The 15228-nt window shown below is 62.3% G+C and carries 9 protein-coding genes; 7 read left to right on the top strand and 2 right to left on the bottom strand.

Going from position 1 to position 15228, the window contains the following annotated elements; all coding sequences use genetic code 11:
- The first annotated feature begins 57 nt into the window (after window positions 1-57).
- The 3 genes from HB777_02495 to HB777_02485 all read left to right on the top strand — a co-directional run bounded on the left by HB777_02495 (window position 58) and on the right by HB777_02485 (window position 2871).
- Window positions 58-636 (top strand): TetR/AcrR family transcriptional regulator, encoded by a 579-nt coding sequence (locus tag HB777_02495; protein QND68625.1) that lies wholly within the window; start codon window positions 58-60, stop codon window positions 634-636.
- A gap of 47 nt (window positions 637-683) precedes the next feature.
- Window positions 684-1985, top strand: coding sequence for a beta-ketoacyl-ACP synthase II (gene fabF, locus HB777_02490; GenBank protein ID QND62893.1), 1302 nt, complete (start codon window positions 684-686; stop codon window positions 1983-1985).
- Window positions 1986-2055: 70 nt separating this feature from the next.
- Window positions 2056-2871: an oxidoreductase gene (locus tag HB777_02485; GenBank protein ID QND62892.1), complete on the top strand. Its 816-nt coding sequence runs from the start codon at window positions 2056-2058 to the stop codon at window positions 2869-2871.
- Window positions 2872-3094: 223 nt separating this feature from the next.
- Here the strand turns inward: HB777_02485 and HB777_02480 are convergent, their stop codons facing one another.
- Window positions 3095-3565, bottom strand: a complete 471-nt coding sequence (locus HB777_02480) for a nucleoside deaminase (GenBank protein ID QND62891.1) — start codon at window positions 3563-3565, stop codon at window positions 3095-3097.
- A gap of 361 nt (window positions 3566-3926) precedes the next feature.
- Window positions 3927-5318: a family 16 glycosylhydrolase gene (locus tag HB777_02475; protein QND62890.1), complete on the bottom strand. Its 1392-nt coding sequence runs from the start codon at window positions 5316-5318 to the stop codon at window positions 3927-3929.
- Window positions 5319-5770: 452 nt separating this feature from the next.
- On the opposite strand from HB777_02475, the gene HB777_02470 reads away from it, so the two are divergent.
- The 4 genes from HB777_02470 (at window position 5771) to HB777_02455 (ending at window position 15211) form a co-directional block, all read left to right on the top strand.
- On the top strand, window positions 5771-6409 hold the full coding sequence (locus HB777_02470) for a response regulator transcription factor (GenBank protein QND62889.1): 639 nt from the start codon (window positions 5771-5773) through the stop codon (window positions 6407-6409).
- A 320-nt stretch (window positions 6410-6729) separates the two neighbouring features.
- Window positions 6730-11856, top strand: coding sequence for a hypothetical protein (locus HB777_02465; protein ID QND62888.1), 5127 nt, complete (start codon window positions 6730-6732; stop codon window positions 11854-11856).
- Between the two features lie 171 nt (window positions 11857-12027).
- Window positions 12028-13866 (top strand): type I secretion system permease/ATPase, encoded by a 1839-nt coding sequence (locus tag HB777_02460; GenBank protein QND62887.1) that lies wholly within the window; start codon window positions 12028-12030, stop codon window positions 13864-13866.
- 106 nt (window positions 13867-13972) lie between these two features.
- Window positions 13973-15211: an HlyD family type I secretion periplasmic adaptor subunit gene (locus HB777_02455; GenBank protein QND68624.1), complete on the top strand. Its 1239-nt coding sequence runs from the start codon at window positions 13973-13975 to the stop codon at window positions 15209-15211.
- Window positions 15212-15228 lie beyond the last annotated feature (17 nt).

The following is a 15228-nucleotide window of genomic DNA, read 5'->3' as shown; positions in this document are numbered from 1 at the left end:
GCATTCACCCTCTATATCGATTATAGATTACGAATGCAATCTAAAAGGAAATTGACGATGCGTGTGAGTCGTAGTCAGGCCGCGGAAAACCGCGAAACCGTGATCAATGTGGCAAGCCGGCTTTTTCGGGAGCGCGGCTTTGACGGCATCGGCCTCAAGGATCTGATGAAGGGTGCCGGGCTGACACAGGGCGCCTTTTACAAGCAATTCGAGTCAAAGGAGGACTTGGCAGCTCAAGCGTCCAGGCGGGCAATGGAGAGCGCCACCCACCGATGGTCGGCCGCAACCGCGGCAAACCCTGAGCATCCGCTCGAAGCAGTGATCTCCTTCTATCTCAGCATGGGCCATCGCGGAGAGAGGATGGACGGATGCCCGATCGTGGCACTCGGTTCGGATGCCGCCAGACAGGGCCAGGACGTGAAAGCGTCGTTCGAAGCAGGCATCAACGAGCATCTGGAGATCCTCGGCCGTTTCATTGCCGAGGCCAATGGCGAGCAGTCCGATAGGAAGGCCATGGCCATTCTCTCGACAATGGTCGGTGCGGCGCTCCTCTCGCGGGTCGTCAACGATCCTGACCTCGCGCAGGCCTTTCTGGATGCGGCGAGCGATCAGGTTCGCGAAACAGCTGGCGCTTGAGCGGCGTGCGCAGTGCCGGCGCTGCACCCAATTTGATAGGAAAATAGATGCGACGGATTGTTGTTACAGGCATGGGAGCAGTCACGCCCCTTGGCGCCAATGTTGAAGCGTCATGGTCGCGCCTGCTGGCCGGCCGTTCGGGCATTCGTAGGCTTCCGGACGATATGGTGGGAGACCTGCCGGCGAAGATTGGCGGCGTGGTTCCCTCCCTGGAAGAAGACCCCGACGCTGGCTTCGATCCTGATGGCGTCCTGTCCGCAAAAGATCAGCGCAAGGTGGATCGGTTCATTCTCTTTGCGCTGGCCGCGGCGGAAGAGGCGCTTGCACAGGCGAAATGGAAGCCTGCCTTGGAAACGGACCGCCTGCGCACGGCAACGATCATCGCTTCGGGGGTCGGCGGGTTCCCCGCCATCACAGAAGCCGTGCGCACGGTCGACCTGCGTGGCGCCCGCCGCCTGTCGCCTTTTACGGTGCCGTCCTTCCTGGTGAACCTCGCAGCAGGCCAGATCTCAATCCGTCATGGCTTCAAAGGTCCATTGGGCGCACCAGTGACGGCGTGTGCGGCCGGCATCCAGGCGATCGGCGACGCGGCCCGTCTCATCCGCGCGAACGAGGCTGATATTGCCGTTTGCGGCGGCACGGAAGCATGCATGAACGTCGTCAGTCTCGGTGGGTTTGCTGCGGCACGCTCTCTTTCAACCGGCTTCAATTGGGCGCCGGCTCAAGCCTCGCGTCCCTTCGACATATCGCGGGACGGCTTCGTCATGGGCGAAGGAGCCGGCGTGCTGGTCATCGAGGCGTTGAGCCACGCGCTGGCACGCGGCGCAACACCGCTCGCCGAGCTCGTCGGCTACGGCACGACGGCGGATGCTCATCACGTCACTTCTGGTCCCGAAGACGGCAGCGGCGCGCGCAGGGCCATGGAGATAGCGATTGCGCAAGCGGGGATTTCGCCGCACGAGGTTCGTCATCTCAATGCGCATGCGACCTCCACGCCAGTCGGCGACCTGGGCGAGATCGAAGCGATCAAGAGCGTGTTCGGCCGCGATTTCGCGATAGCCGTCAGCGCAACCAAATCGGCGACCGGACACCTGCTGGGCGCGGCCGGCGGGCTTGGAGCCATCTTCGCGATCCTGGCGCTCAGGGACCAGATGGCACCGCCGACACTCAATCTGAGCGCTCCCGATCCGGCCGCCGACGGCATCGACTTCGTCGCAAACGAGCCCCGGCCAATGGAGATGGAGTACGCGATCTCCAATGGCTTCGGCTTTGGCGGCGTGAATGCCAGCGCCTTGTTCAGGCGCTGGACCGCCCCGGCGGCCCGACGCGAGGGCCAGGGGCGCTCATGATTGGCACCCTTCACACCCACCTTTCATGCTTCTCCAATTCCGATCCAACACAAAGAAAGATATGATTTCCATGAACAAGACCAATCCTGGCGTCGCCCTCGTCACAGGGGCATCTTCCGGAATCGGGCGGGCTACCGCCGAAGCCTTGCTAAGCGCTGGCTTTCGCGTATTCGGAACCAGCCGTCGTGGAGCCTCCAAACAATCCGACGGCGTTACCATGCTGACCTGCGACGTGACCGACGACGCGTCCGTTGCGAAAATGGTCGATGACGTTCTGGCCAAGGCCGGGCGCATCGACCTGCTTGTCAACAATGCCGGCATGGGTCTGTTTGGCGGCGCGGAGGAGTCCTCGACCGCCCAGGCCCAGGCGCTGTTCGACGTGAACGTCTTCGGCGTTCTCCGCGTGACCAACGCGGTGTTGCCGGCAATGCGACGCCAAGGGAAGGGCAGAATCGTCAATTTGAGTTCGGTACAGGGATTCATCCCCGCTCCCTATTTCGCACTTTACGCGTCGACCAAACATGCCATCGAGGGTTATTCCGAATCGCTCGATCACGAATTACGCCCGTTCGGCATTCGAGTTTCATTGGTAGAGCCCGCCTACACCCGTACGTCATTCGAGGACAATCTCGCCGCCCCCGATCAGTTGCTTGATGTCTATGACTCCGCGCGCGCCAGCATGACTACATCAGTGCGGAAAGCGATGGAAAAAGGCGATGCGCCGGAAGTGGTAGCCAAAACCGTTTTGGCCGCTGCGATCGATCCCGCTCCCAAGAAACGCTACGCGGCGGGAAAAATGGCGCGCCAGGTCAGTTTGCTGCGCCGCTTCGTCCCCTCGTCCGCCTTCGACAAAAGCCTGCGAAAGCAGCTCGGGCTGCCGGTCTGACGATTTCGGCTGCAGACAAAACGAGGTCTTCGAATCCAGATGCTGGTATTGGATAACCAACGTTCACATTGAGTAGAAGGCGCAATTCAAAATGGCTCATCACCCAAGACAACGGAGCAGAAACCGCCGATCCGACGAGGGGGAAGGCGGTAGCGCGCTCCCGCTACCATCGTTCCCACCGACAGAGTGGCAGTCGGCTTCCCGGGCAAAAGTTCTGCCGCCCCTAGCGCCGCCAAAAACTGAGATGCGGGGCGAGGAGCTCCTCCTCCATCTCGGGAAAGGGGCCGTGGACAGCGATCTGCTTCTGCCCCGAGCCGAGCACCGTGCGCGAGGAAATATCCATCGTCGGATTCTCGGCGTGGTCGCCAGTCAGCGCGAGAAGCTTGGTCTCCTCGAAGCCGTAGACCAGCCGCCCGATATTCGCCCAGTAGAGCGTCCCGGTGCACATGGCGCAGGGCTCGCCGGTTGAGACCAGCGTGCAGGACCAGAGAAAGTCAGGCGGATAGGCGTCCGCGGCACGCCGGCTGAGTTCGGTTTCGGCGTGGCGCACGGTGTTGATGTTGCCTTGCCGCATGAGGATGCGGTCATCCGGGCCGACGAGCACACAGCCGAAAGGATGATGCCCATGCGCAGCGGTCTCGCGCGCTACCGCATCGGCGGCGCGCAGGTGGGCGAGCATCTGGTCGCGGGTCATCGTCTGGTGCCCCTCCTAGGCCGTCTAAGCCGATACTCCCAGATGAAGTCTGGAATGGCGTGGACGGTAGCAGATGGAGTGATTTCGCGATAGCCATGGGTGGCTGAGCAGTGCTCCCGGCGGTCCCAAGCGAGGGCCGATCCGCGCGTCGTAGCCTTCCGGCAGATGGACGATGAGACCGTGCCCGCCGGGCAGCGCCCGCCCCGTCAATATCTCGTCCGGGGCCAACTGAGGTTTGAAGCGCCATGTTTTCGGCAATGGTTCCGTCGAACAAGTCGAACAATTGGACGTCCTACGGAAGGTGGCCGACATGGCTTGATGACGAATGTGTCCGTGGCGACCCCAGCGTCAGCTGTTGCGCCTAGATAACCCAATCGTTCAACGAATAGGCATGGATATAGTCGATCTGCATTTCCGCGGGCGTCGCAAGCCCGTCGGCGGGCGCTCCCGCGATGCCGCCCACTGCCAGATCGACCAGCATATACATCGGCTCGTGCATGTCGGCAGGTGTTGCGGCATGGGCAACTTCGACGTCGTCGAAATACCAGACGAGTTCGTCTTCCGTCCACAGCACCCCGTAGGTGTGGAACCCTCCGGTATCCGAGACAAAGGGGGTCGAGGCCGCTGTCGTATGCGTTCCCGTCTCGTTCGAATGGCTTGTCAGAAGAAGCTTGTTTGGATCCTGACCGGTCATCTCTATGACGTCCAGTTCCGGTGGCCAGGAGCCGTCCGCCGGCAGAAGCCAGAAGGCCGGCCATGCGCCTTGTTTTTCGGGCATGTCGGCCCGAATTTCGAAATAGCCGTAGGTCTGTGCGAAGGATTCGTAGGTCGTCAGCAAACCTGACGTGTATTGGTAGTTGTTTATGTAGGGCTTGATAGCCTCGGCGGCTCGGGCGGCGGTAATCGTGAGAATACCGTCCTCGACGCTGAACGGGTTGACGGAACTCGTCGGGGCGTAGCTTGTATCGATATACCATTGAAGCTCGCCATTGCTCGTGAGCGAACTGCCGTTCGCGCCTCCCCACCAGAAGTTCGTGTCCCAGGTGCCGCTCGAGCCGTTCCACAGGTTCAGCGTGTTGAACTCGTCCGAGAAGGTGAGTTCCAGATGCGACCTGTCCAGGGCCAGATCGAACTGGCTTGCGCTGAACTGGTCGATCGTCTTGTTGGCGAAGACGAGAAACTCGGTGCCGGATAGATCAAGTCGGACGTTCGCTCCCGACTGGACCATGTTGGCATGCACCTGTTCGAAGGAGGTGAAGCCGTAGCTCCCGATGCGCACTGTATCCTCGGCGCTAAAGTCCAGGATCAGGTCACTGCCGTTGCCGGGGGCCACGACGAAAATGTCCGCCCCGGATCCGCCCTTGAGAACGTCGTCGCCCTTTAAGCCATCGATCGTCTGTTGGCCGGAGCCGCCGGTGATGATGTTGTTCAGCTCGTTTCCGAAAGCATAGCGTTTGTCGCCCGTGACCGTCAGGTTCTCGAAATGCGCCGGGAGCCTGTAGCTCATCCAGGTCGAGATGGTGTCGACACCCTCATTGGCCAGCTCGACCGCCTTGTTCTTCGTCGAATACAGATAGTAGATGTCATCGCCCTTGCCGCCATACATCGTGACGCTGACATTGCTGTCGCCGTAGAGCGAGTCGTTGTAGATGCTGCCATAAAGCGCCGGGCCGGAATTCGTCGCCGAGTACCACCTGGTCGAGGACCCGCTGTAGGGAAGTGGAACGCCCTTGGCGTTCAGGACGGTGGCCATGCTGGTCTCGGCTCCTTGGACTAGCCTCGATGTCACCCCTAGCATCTATGGAGGACACCAGAAGCCAATGCCTTTCTTTGCCTTCGAGTTGTGTTCGACGTGTGAGAGTTACCAGGAACTTAACACGCAGGCGGTCCGGGCAGCCGCCATTGCCTCGAATGCATCAAGGTTGGGCTGCCAGCACTTTTTTTGGTCACAAGTCGTCGCAATCCGGGGCGAGGTTTGACGTCGTCGTCAGCGTGGAGAAAACGCGCGTTGCGCCATCAAAAGGCAATCCGCCGAGCAACATCGTGACGGCGGCGGAATCCCGAGCCGGCCCGGCCTGACAGCCTCGGATTATTTTTATAGCAGTAACTATATTAGCTATTACTTGACAAACAATCTAAGCTCTGGTTTCCTGATTTAACCGGTACTTAACCAAGTTCGTTGCGTTTTTACTGGACGGTGTTCGTATGTCGACTTTGGTTGTCGCGGACCCGCGGGGGGTGTATCTCGCCGGTCTGGAGTGGGTGTTGCAGAAGGCTGGACACGATGTTGTCGCCCAGTGCCGCCGCCCTGTCGACGTTCTCCCTTATGTGGAGCGCCATAAGCCTGATATCATCATCGTCGGCTTGGATATCGCGGACGCGCAGACATCCGGTCTTTCCTCCCGGCTGAAGGCCTGCAACAGTGCTCTCGGCATCATCTTCATCGTGCAGCCAATCGGCAGGCTCGATATCAAGGAAATACAGGCGCTCGACGTCGACGGCCTGCTGCTGGACGGCATCAGCCACCGCTATCTCGTCGAATGCGTGAATGCGGTGGCGACAGGCAAGAAGTGGATCGACAACAAGATCGTCCAGCAACTGCTGATGCCCCGATCGCAGCCGCTGCCGACGTCCAGGCTGACCGGGCGGGAGACCGAGATCGCCGATCTCGTCTCGCGTGGGTTGCGCAACAAGACCATCGCGCAGCGGTTGCACGTATCCGAAGGCACGGTGAAAATGCACCTGCACCACGTCTACGAGAAGCTGCATCTCGGCAGCCGGGCGGAGCTGGCCTGGGTGGCGCATGGCAAAGGCCTCGACCATCCAGGCACCGGCCTGCTCTGACCAGCACTTTCCACTGACATCGACATGAGGCCGGCAACGGGCCGGAAAGCCGCGTGATGGCCTCGGCCGTGATACCCGCGCAGCCGCTCGCAGCGCCTGCGACGGCCTGATCTATCGAAGGATATATATCGTTCGATCAGATACGGCCATTGACCCCAATACTATCGAACCGGGAATGGACGCGCCCTCTTCGTTGGCGGCACATTGCAGGATTAAAGGCCGCAATTCAGCGGGTCAGCGGGTGCACTCGGGTAGGGGCATCCAGCATCTGGGGAGGGGAACCCCTTTTCTTGGTGCGTTCTAAAAAGGGGAGAATCTCCATGGCACTCGATATCATAACCCAGGACATCGTCATCGACGAAAGCATTGGCCTCACGGACAACGATATTGACGCGTCCATTGCGCCGTACAACGGCAACACCACGCTGCAATATCTCCTGACCCTCGGCACCTCACTGGAGGTCGCCTACAAGGCCGATTTCGTCGAGGTCACGGCGAGCGCGGGGGAAACCATCACCTCGGTCATCCTCACCCAGGACTCCTCGGGAACTCCATTTTCCATCACAGACGGCGAGAACAGCGGCGTTAAGACGGTCGATGGCAATTATGTCTGGCTGTTCCAGGACCCGAACAATGCAGACGTTGTGATCGGCGTCATTGGCACCGCTGACCCGAACTTTGAGCCCGATGAGGGCGGGGCGCTTGCCTTCTCGTTTGGGCTGGACAGCACCAGCGCCACCAAGGCGGATCTGTACCTGGTTGAATATGTGCCATTGTTTCACCCCAACCCGAACAACCCGGATGACCGCATCGATTTGACAGACACGGTGTTCGCATCGGTCACGGGAACCTCCGTGAATAATTTCTTGGGCTCGGCCGCCGCGCCCGGCAATCATGATTTCTACCTGATCAATTCGGCCAATGACGCTTCCAAGCAGCTTCTGGTCATAGGTTTGAACGGTGGCACCGCCAACGTGAGTACACAGGGCTTCGGCATCGACAACCAGAGCATCAATCCGGGCGAAACACTGCAGGTCGATTTTGTGACCGGCGGCAATCTGAACGCTGGGACTGCCGCGCAAATCCAGTACGGCAGCCATATCGAGACCATCACGCAGGCCGGGTTCACGATCAACCAGATCACGCCTTCCAATCCGAATGATCGGGTGGACATCACCATCCGCGCTTTCAACAATACGGGCAACGACCAAGGCACGAACTTCTTTGACGGCACCGCGACCAGCTCCGTTGACATCGTCAGCCTCAAGTTGACGGGTACATCAGGGTTTGCGTCCGTCATCACCGCCGATGGCACCTATGCCACGGGGAGCGGCAACGTCACGGTCACCGGGCTCACCGGGACCGGGAACGCCGTCACCGTCACCGGGCTCGATAACGTCACCACCGTCGACATCACCACCGGCAGCCCAATGGATCGGATGCAGGTTGCAGGGGTCGATGCAAACGAAGGGTGCGACATCTCCGAGTTCCATTTCTCGGCGACGAGTACCAATGCCCTCACCGAAGAGGTAGGCTCCTTCATCAACTTCGACGATGACGGGCCGACGCTTTCGGTCACGGCGGCAGTGACGGTTGGTCCTGCCGAGGTGGTCGAGGCCAGCGGAGCTGGCGGGCAGAGCCAGGCGACGATCACGCCGCCGACCTTCGACGCCAGCGCGGTCGACGGCTACACGACGGATGTGAGCTACGCGCTGGCCCTGGCCGGCGCGGCGGCAACCGGGCTGCTGACGACCGACGGCAACCATGCCATCACGCTGGTGGTCGACTCGGCCACCCAGGTCTCGGGCAAGTACGACAGCGACGGCGACACCACGCTCGATGCGACGGCGTTCACGGTGACGCTGTCCGGCACGACGGTGACGCTGACGTCGTTGGTTGCGCTTGAGCACTCGAACGCGCCGCAAGGCGGGGGCGAGGATAACACGCTCGACCTCAACGGTCTGATCAACGTGGTGGCGACGGTGACGGTGACGGATGGCGACGCCGACGTCGTGTCGAAGCAAAGCACGAGCTCGGGGCTGTCGCTGATCTTCGACGACACCGATCCGACGCTTTCGATCACGGCGGCAGTGACGGTTGGTCCTGCCGAGGTGGTCGAGGCCAGCGGAGCTGGCGGGCAGAGCCAGGCGACGATCACGCCGCCGACCTTCGACGCCAGCGCGGTCGACGGCTACACGACGGATGTGAGCTACGCGCTGGCCCTGGCCGGCGCGGCGGCAACCGGGCTGCTGACGACCGACGGCAACCATGCCATCACGCTGGTGGTCGACTCGGCCACCCAGGTCTCGGGCAAGTACGACAGCGACGGCGACACCACGCTCGATGCGACGGCGTTCACGGTGACGCTGTCCGGCACGACGGTGACGCTGACGTCGTTGGTTGCGCTTGAGCACTCGAACGCGCCGCAAGGCGGGGGCGAGGACAACACGCTCGACCTCAACGGTCTGATCAACGTGGTGGCGACGGTGACGGTGACGGATGGCGACGCCGACGTCGTGTCGAAGCAAAGCACGAGCTCGGGGCTGTCGCTGATCTTCGACGACACCGATCCGACGCTTTCGATCACGGCGGCAGTGACGGTTGGTCCTGCCGAGGTGGTCGAGGCCAGCGGAGCTGGCGGGCAGAGCCAGGCGACGATCACGCCGCCGACCTTCGATGCCAGCGCGGTCGACGGCTACACGACGGATGTGAGCTACGCGCTGGCCCTGGCCGGCGCGGCGGCAACCGGGCTGCTGACGACCGACGGCAACCATGCCATCACGCTGGTGGTCGACTCGGCCACCCAGGTCTCGGGCAAGTACGACAGCGACGGCGACACCACGCTCGATGCGACGGCGTTCACGGTGACGCTGTCCGGCACGACGGTGACGCTGACGTCGTTGGTTGCGCTTGAGCACTCGAACGCGCCGCAAGGCGGGGGCGAGGATAACACGCTCGACCTCAACGGTCTGATCAACGTGGTGGCGACGGTGACGGTGACGGATGGCGACGCCGACGTCGTGTCGAAGCAAAGCACGAGCTCGGGGCTGTCGCTGATCTTCGACGACACCGATCCGACGCTTTCGATCACGGCGGCAGTGACGGTTGGTCCTGCCGAGGTGGTCGAGGCCAGCGGAGCTGGCGGGCAGAGCCAGGCGACGATCACGCCGCCGACCTTCGACGCCAGCGCGGTCGACGGCTACACGACGGATGTGAGCTACGCGCTGGCCCTGGCCGGCGCGGCGGCAACCGGGCTGCTGACGACCGACGGCAACCATGCCATCACGCTGGTGGTCGACTCGGCCACCCAGGTCTCGGGCAAGTACGACAGCGACGGCGACACCACGCTCGATGCGACGGCGTTCACGGTGACGCTGTCCGGCACGACGGTGACGCTGACGTCGTTGGTTGCGCTTGAGCACTCGAACGCGCCGCAAGGCGGGGGCGAGGACAACACGCTCGACCTCAACGGTCTGATCAACGTGGTGGCGACGGTGACGGTGACGGATGGCGACGCCGACGTCGTGTCGAAGCAAAGCACGAGCTCGGGGCTGTCGCTGATCTTCGACGACACCGATCCGACGCTTTCGATCACGGCGGCAGTGACGGTTGGTCCTGCCGAGGTGGTCGAGGCCAGCGGAGCTGGCGGGCAGAGCCAGGCGACGATCACGCCGCCGACCTTCGATGCCAGCGCGGTCGACGGCTACACGACGGATGTGAGCTACGCGCTGGCCCTGGCCGGCGCGGCGGCAACCGGGCTGCTGACGACCGACGGCAACCATGCCATCACGCTGGTGGTCGACTCGGCCACCCAGGTCTCGGGCAAGTACGACAGCGACGGCGACACCACGCTCGATGCGACGGCGTTCACGGTGACGCTGTCCGGCACGACGGTGACGCTGACGTCGTTGGCTGCGCTTGAGCACTCGAACGCGCCGCAAGGCGGGGGCGAGGACAACACGCTCGACCTCAACGGTCTGATCAACGTGGTGGCGACGGTGACGGTGACGGATGGCGACGCCGACGTCGTGTCGAAGCAAAGCACGAGCTCGGGGCTGTCGCTGGTCATCGACGACACCGATCCGACGATCACGAAACCGTTCGACGCTGATCCCATTGCTGGCGGCATCCAAACCCCCGAGCATCTGGGCAACGCGGTGGGACAGACGGCCAGCGGGACCTTCGGGTACGACATGACGGACAAGCACACGGCCGCAGAGTATCTGGCGGGCATCAGCGACTTTGTCGATGCCAACGGTGGTCTGTTGGGCACTCAGATCGGGCTCACCGGCACGGTCGATAATGCGCAGAACCCGAACATCACCGGTGCGGTGGCAACCCTCACGGCTGAGACCCTTACATCCGCGACGTTCGACTTCTCGTTCCACTACGACAAGGACCCGATCACGGGTGGCGTGCAGGACGCTACGGCGGCCGGCACTCTTGTCTTCGACAAGGTTGCCGACACCTACACCTTCACCCTGACCGATCTGCTCGAAGGCTTCAGCTTCGATGTGCTGCACACCAGCGACTTGGTGAATAAGGCACCCATCGGCAACACGGGACACCCGCTGATCGTTGCGGAGCAGTTGACGCCGAACGGCGACCCGAGCCCGTTCTTCGTGCAGTTCACAGCAAATTCGACAACCAACTCCATCAAGTTCGGTTTCAACCCGACCGGCGACGGAGCGACCGTTGGTGACACCACATTCAACAACAACGGTGCCACCCACGACATGATCACCAATGCCCACGAAGACTGGGTGTCAGCAACCCAGGCAACAAACGGAGTCGCCGGTGATACCATCCAGAAGGGCGAAGCTCTGACCTTGCGGTTCTTCGGAGAGAACATTTTGGGCGATGTGAACCCGAAAGCCCCCGGTGGTGGCAATGAGCAGATTGATCCGACCGCGAAGGCCAGTGGTGTTGTCATCAAGTTCGACGGCGTCGGCAACAGTGAAGACCTGGTCCTGATCCTCGACCTGAAGGATGCCAACGGGAACGAGGTGACGAGGGCGGTCAACGTGCAGAACTCGGACCTGATCAAGGGGAACGCCAATGTCCCCTTCCCGTACAGCACCGAGTTCACGCTCGATAACAACGACGCCCTGCTTATCCTCGAACAGAACGACTACACGGCCGCTGGCGAGACCTACCAGATACAGGGCATCCAGATCATGCAGAGCGCCAATGGGTTGTCGGGTACCGCCATCAACCTGGACGGGAACATCGGAGCCAATCACGGCAGCAGTACCACCGTTGGACTGACGGCTTGGGACCCGACCGATAACGATGTCCTGAAGATCGTGGACATCGGGTTTGTGCAGCAGACCAGTGGGACTATCGACGCCAACCTCGACTTCAGCCTCGCGCTGGCGGACGCGGACGGCGATACGACTGCCACGCAGCACATCGCAGTGAACGTCAGCAACGACTTCATCGTCTAGGCACTGAACCAAGGGGGCAGTTAACGCTGCCTCCCTCCCCTTGCGACATCGTCATGATCACGTCCTTCGACAAGTCCAGCGATTACCGCATGTCATCGACGACTCCGTCGGGGGCACGGAATTTTCCGGGCGTATGTGGAATCTGTTGCAACCCTCACGCAGAGCAGAGACATGGCTAAACCAGCTAACTCACGCCCCTCTGCCCTGCAAGTGGTGATGAAAGAGGCCCGACGCGCCGTCAGGCCGCTCATCTGGTTTAGCGCCGGTATCAACATGCTGATGCTGACCGGGGCGCTGTACATGCTCCAAGTCTACCACCGCGTGCTGGGCAGCCACAGCACGGAGACACTGGTGGCGTTGACGTTGATGGCGACGACGGCGCTCGCGACGATGGCGGCACTGGAAGTGGTGCGCCAGCGCCTGCTGGCCAAAGTCGGAACGTGGATGAACGCGCGGTTGGCGCCGGTTCTCCTGACCGCGTCGGTAGAGTACGCCGCCGCCGCGCCCGGCCAGGTTACCACCCGCCCGCTGCGCGACCTGGACCAGGTGCGGAATTTCTTCACCAGCCCGAGCATCTACCCGATCCTGGACGCGCCTTGGGCGCCGATCTTCTTCGCCGCAATCTTCCTCATGCACCCTTGGCTGGGCTGGCTGGCATTGTGCGGCGGGATTGTATTGCTCGCACTGGCGGTGCTGAACGAGTACATCACACGCAAGCCGCTGACGGAGGCTGGTAGCGCGCAGGTCCGGGCTTACACGCAGGCTGACGCCGTGATCCGCAACGCCGAGGTCGTGCAGTCCATGGGCATGTTGAAGCCCCTGCTCGAAATTTGGAAGGTCCACCAGGACGAGGCGAACGACGGACAATCCCGCGCCAGCAGCCGGGGCGGCACCATCTCGGCCATCGCGCGTTCCTTCCGTCAGGCCCTCCAGATGGCCATCCTCGGCCTCGGCGCTTATCTTGTACTGCGAAACGAGGCTTCAGGCGGCATCATGATCGCCGCCTCCATCCTGATGGGCCGCGCGTTGGCCCCCGTCGAACAGGCGATCGGCACGTGGAAGGCGACGGTGGGGGCCCGCGCCGCCTACAAACGCCTTGTCGCAATCGCCGGTCAGTACCAGGAGGCCACACCGGCCTTGCCGTTGCCGCGCCCGAAAGGCAGGTTTGAGGCCGACAACATCGGACTTGCCCGGCAGGGCGGCGGCGAGCCGATTCTGAAAGGAATCAGCTTCCACCTCAACCCGGGCGAAGTGATGGCGTTGATCGGCCCGAGCGCGGCCGGCAAGACGAGTCTGGCGCGCGTGCTGGCCGGCGCCTGGCGCCCATCCGCAGGCCGCGCGTTGCTCGACGGCATGGACGTCGCCCAATGGGCGTCGGAGGACCGGGGGCGCCACGTCGGCTACCTGCCGCAGGACATCGAGCTCTTCGCCGGCACCGTCTCCGAAAACATCTGCCGCTTCGCCACTCTCAACCCAACAGTCTTCAACAGCGTGGTCAAGGCCGCGCAGTTGGCGGGAGTTCATGAACTGATCAAGGGACTGCCGAAGGGTTACGCCACCGAGATCGGCGAATCCGGCGCCGTCCTGTCAGGCGGGCAGCGCCAGCGCATCGGGTTGGCGCGGGCACTCTACGGCGACCCGGCACTCCTTATCCTCGACGAGCCCAATTCCAACCTCGACAAGGAGGGCGAAGACGCGCTGGCCGCCGCCATCGGCATCGCCAAGGCGACGAAAACCACCGTCATCTTGATCGCACACCGCCCGAACATCATGGAGAAGGTCGACAAGGTGTTGGTCATCAACCGCGGCCAGCAAGACCTGTTCGGTTCACGTGACCATGTCTTCAACGAACTCGCCGCGCGCGTCCGCCAGATACCCCAGATACCAGTGAGCCAGGCGCCGGAAATCTCCGCCGCCGTGATCAGCGTCAGAAACGGGCCAAGTCCCTCCTCAAAGCGTACGTCGGGTCAAAGCGCATTGAGCACGACCGAAGTGGCGAACCAGGCATGAAACGAGGACAGATATGAGCGTCGTGCTGTTACCCACCCCGCCACCGTCCCTGCTGAAACCGGTACCCTTGCGTCTGACAGGCGTGACGTGCACCGGGTTCGCGATCATGTTCCTGTTCTTCGGCGTGGCCGGGGGCTGGGCGGCGCTGGCGCCATTGGACAGCGCCGCTGTGGCGCCGGGCGTTGTCAAGGTCGCCGGCGACCGCAAGCTCATCCAGCACCTCGAGGGCGGCATCATCGCGGAGTTGAACGCCGCCAACGGCGATATCGTCAAGGCCGGCAAGATTCTCATCCGGCTCGACACCACGCAGGCAAAGGCGCAGCTCGACCTGATCCAGAACCGGATAGCAACGCGTGAGGCGCTCGCCGCGCGTCTCAGGGCTGAGCGTGACGGCAAGGCCGAGATCGAGTTTGATCCGGCGTTGCTCGCAAACCCCGCCACCGCCGCAAAGGACGCGGTGGCCGCACAGCGTGACGTGTTCGCTGCGAAGCACCACAACTTGACGGACGAGCAGGAAATTCTCAGCCAGCGCCGTCACCAGACCGAGGAGGAGATAACGGGACTGGAGCAGCTTATCGTCACCAAGGACAAGCAGATCGAGGCAATCGAGGGTGAAACCAAAGACCTCGAGAGTCTGCTCAAGAAGGGGCTGACCACCCGCGAGCGGAACCTGTTGCTCAGACGACAACAGCAGGAGATCGAGGGGGAACGCGCTACCAACATCGCCGCAATCGCTCGGGCCAGAAGCGCCATGGCCGAGATTGACATGCAGATCTTGAACCTCGACACAGTGCGGCTGAACGAAGCCGTCGACGAGTTGAGCAAGGTCGAGGCAGAGTTGTTTGACCTCGGACAGCAGGAGCGTTCCGCCAGGGACGTGCTTACCCGTACCGATGTTGTCGCACCAGTTGACGGCATCGTCATGGACCTGAAGGTCCATACGGCGGGCGGCGTCGTGAAAGCCGGTGAGACATTGATGACAATCGTGCCGCTCGGACAACAGCTTGTGGTCGAGGCCATGGTCAAGCCAGAAGATGTCGAGACGATCGCCCCCGGACAGCCCGCGCACGTCAGTTTCCCGGCCTTCGCCCGCTACAACCTGCCGCCGCTCGACGGCGTTGTGGAGATCGTATCGGCTGACCGCATGGTGGACGAACGCAGCGGGGCACCGTATTTCACCGCGACCGTTCTGATCGACAAGAGCGAACTCGCCAAGCTGGAGGGCCGCAAGCTGCTGCCCGGCATGTCGTGCGAGGCGATGATCCGGACGGGTGCCCGCACCGTGCTTTCTTACCTCGCCGAACCGATCACGCAGAACTTCCGCCGAGCCATGCGGGAAAAATAGCCGCAGGCCGCCCAACG

The organism is Mesorhizobium loti, from assembly GCA_014189435.1.
Classification (GTDB): Bacteria; Pseudomonadota; Alphaproteobacteria; order Rhizobiales; family Rhizobiaceae; genus Mesorhizobium; species Mesorhizobium loti_G.
The sequence above is the reverse complement of the archived record's forward strand: the minus strand, read 5'-3'. Positions and strand labels throughout refer to the sequence as shown.

Excerpts from the sequence above, each read along its gene's own strand:
- HB777_02495 (QND68625.1), top strand. The coding sequence starts at position 58 with ATGCGTGTGAGTCGTAGTCAGGCCGCGGAAAACCGCGAAACCGTGATC.
- fabF (QND62893.1), top strand. The coding sequence starts at position 684 with ATGCGACGGATTGTTGTTACAGGCATGGGAGCAGTCACGCCCCTTGGC.
- HB777_02485 (QND62892.1), top strand. The coding sequence starts at position 2,056 with ATGAACAAGACCAATCCTGGCGTCGCCCTCGTCACAGGGGCATCTTCC.
- HB777_02480 (QND62891.1), bottom strand. The coding sequence starts at position 3,565 with ATGACCCGCGACCAGATGCTCGCCCACCTGCGCGCCGCCGATGCGGTA.
- HB777_02475 (QND62890.1), bottom strand. The coding sequence starts at position 5,318 with ATGGCCACCGTCCTGAACGCCAAGGGCGTTCCACTTCCCTACAGCGGG.
- HB777_02470 (QND62889.1), top strand. The coding sequence starts at position 5,771 with ATGTCGACTTTGGTTGTCGCGGACCCGCGGGGGGTGTATCTCGCCGGT.
- HB777_02465 (QND62888.1), top strand. The coding sequence starts at position 6,730 with ATGGCACTCGATATCATAACCCAGGACATCGTCATCGACGAAAGCATT.
- HB777_02460 (QND62887.1), top strand. The coding sequence starts at position 12,028 with ATGGCTAAACCAGCTAACTCACGCCCCTCTGCCCTGCAAGTGGTGATG.
- HB777_02455 (QND68624.1), top strand. The coding sequence starts at position 13,973 with ATGTTCCTGTTCTTCGGCGTGGCCGGGGGCTGGGCGGCGCTGGCGCCA.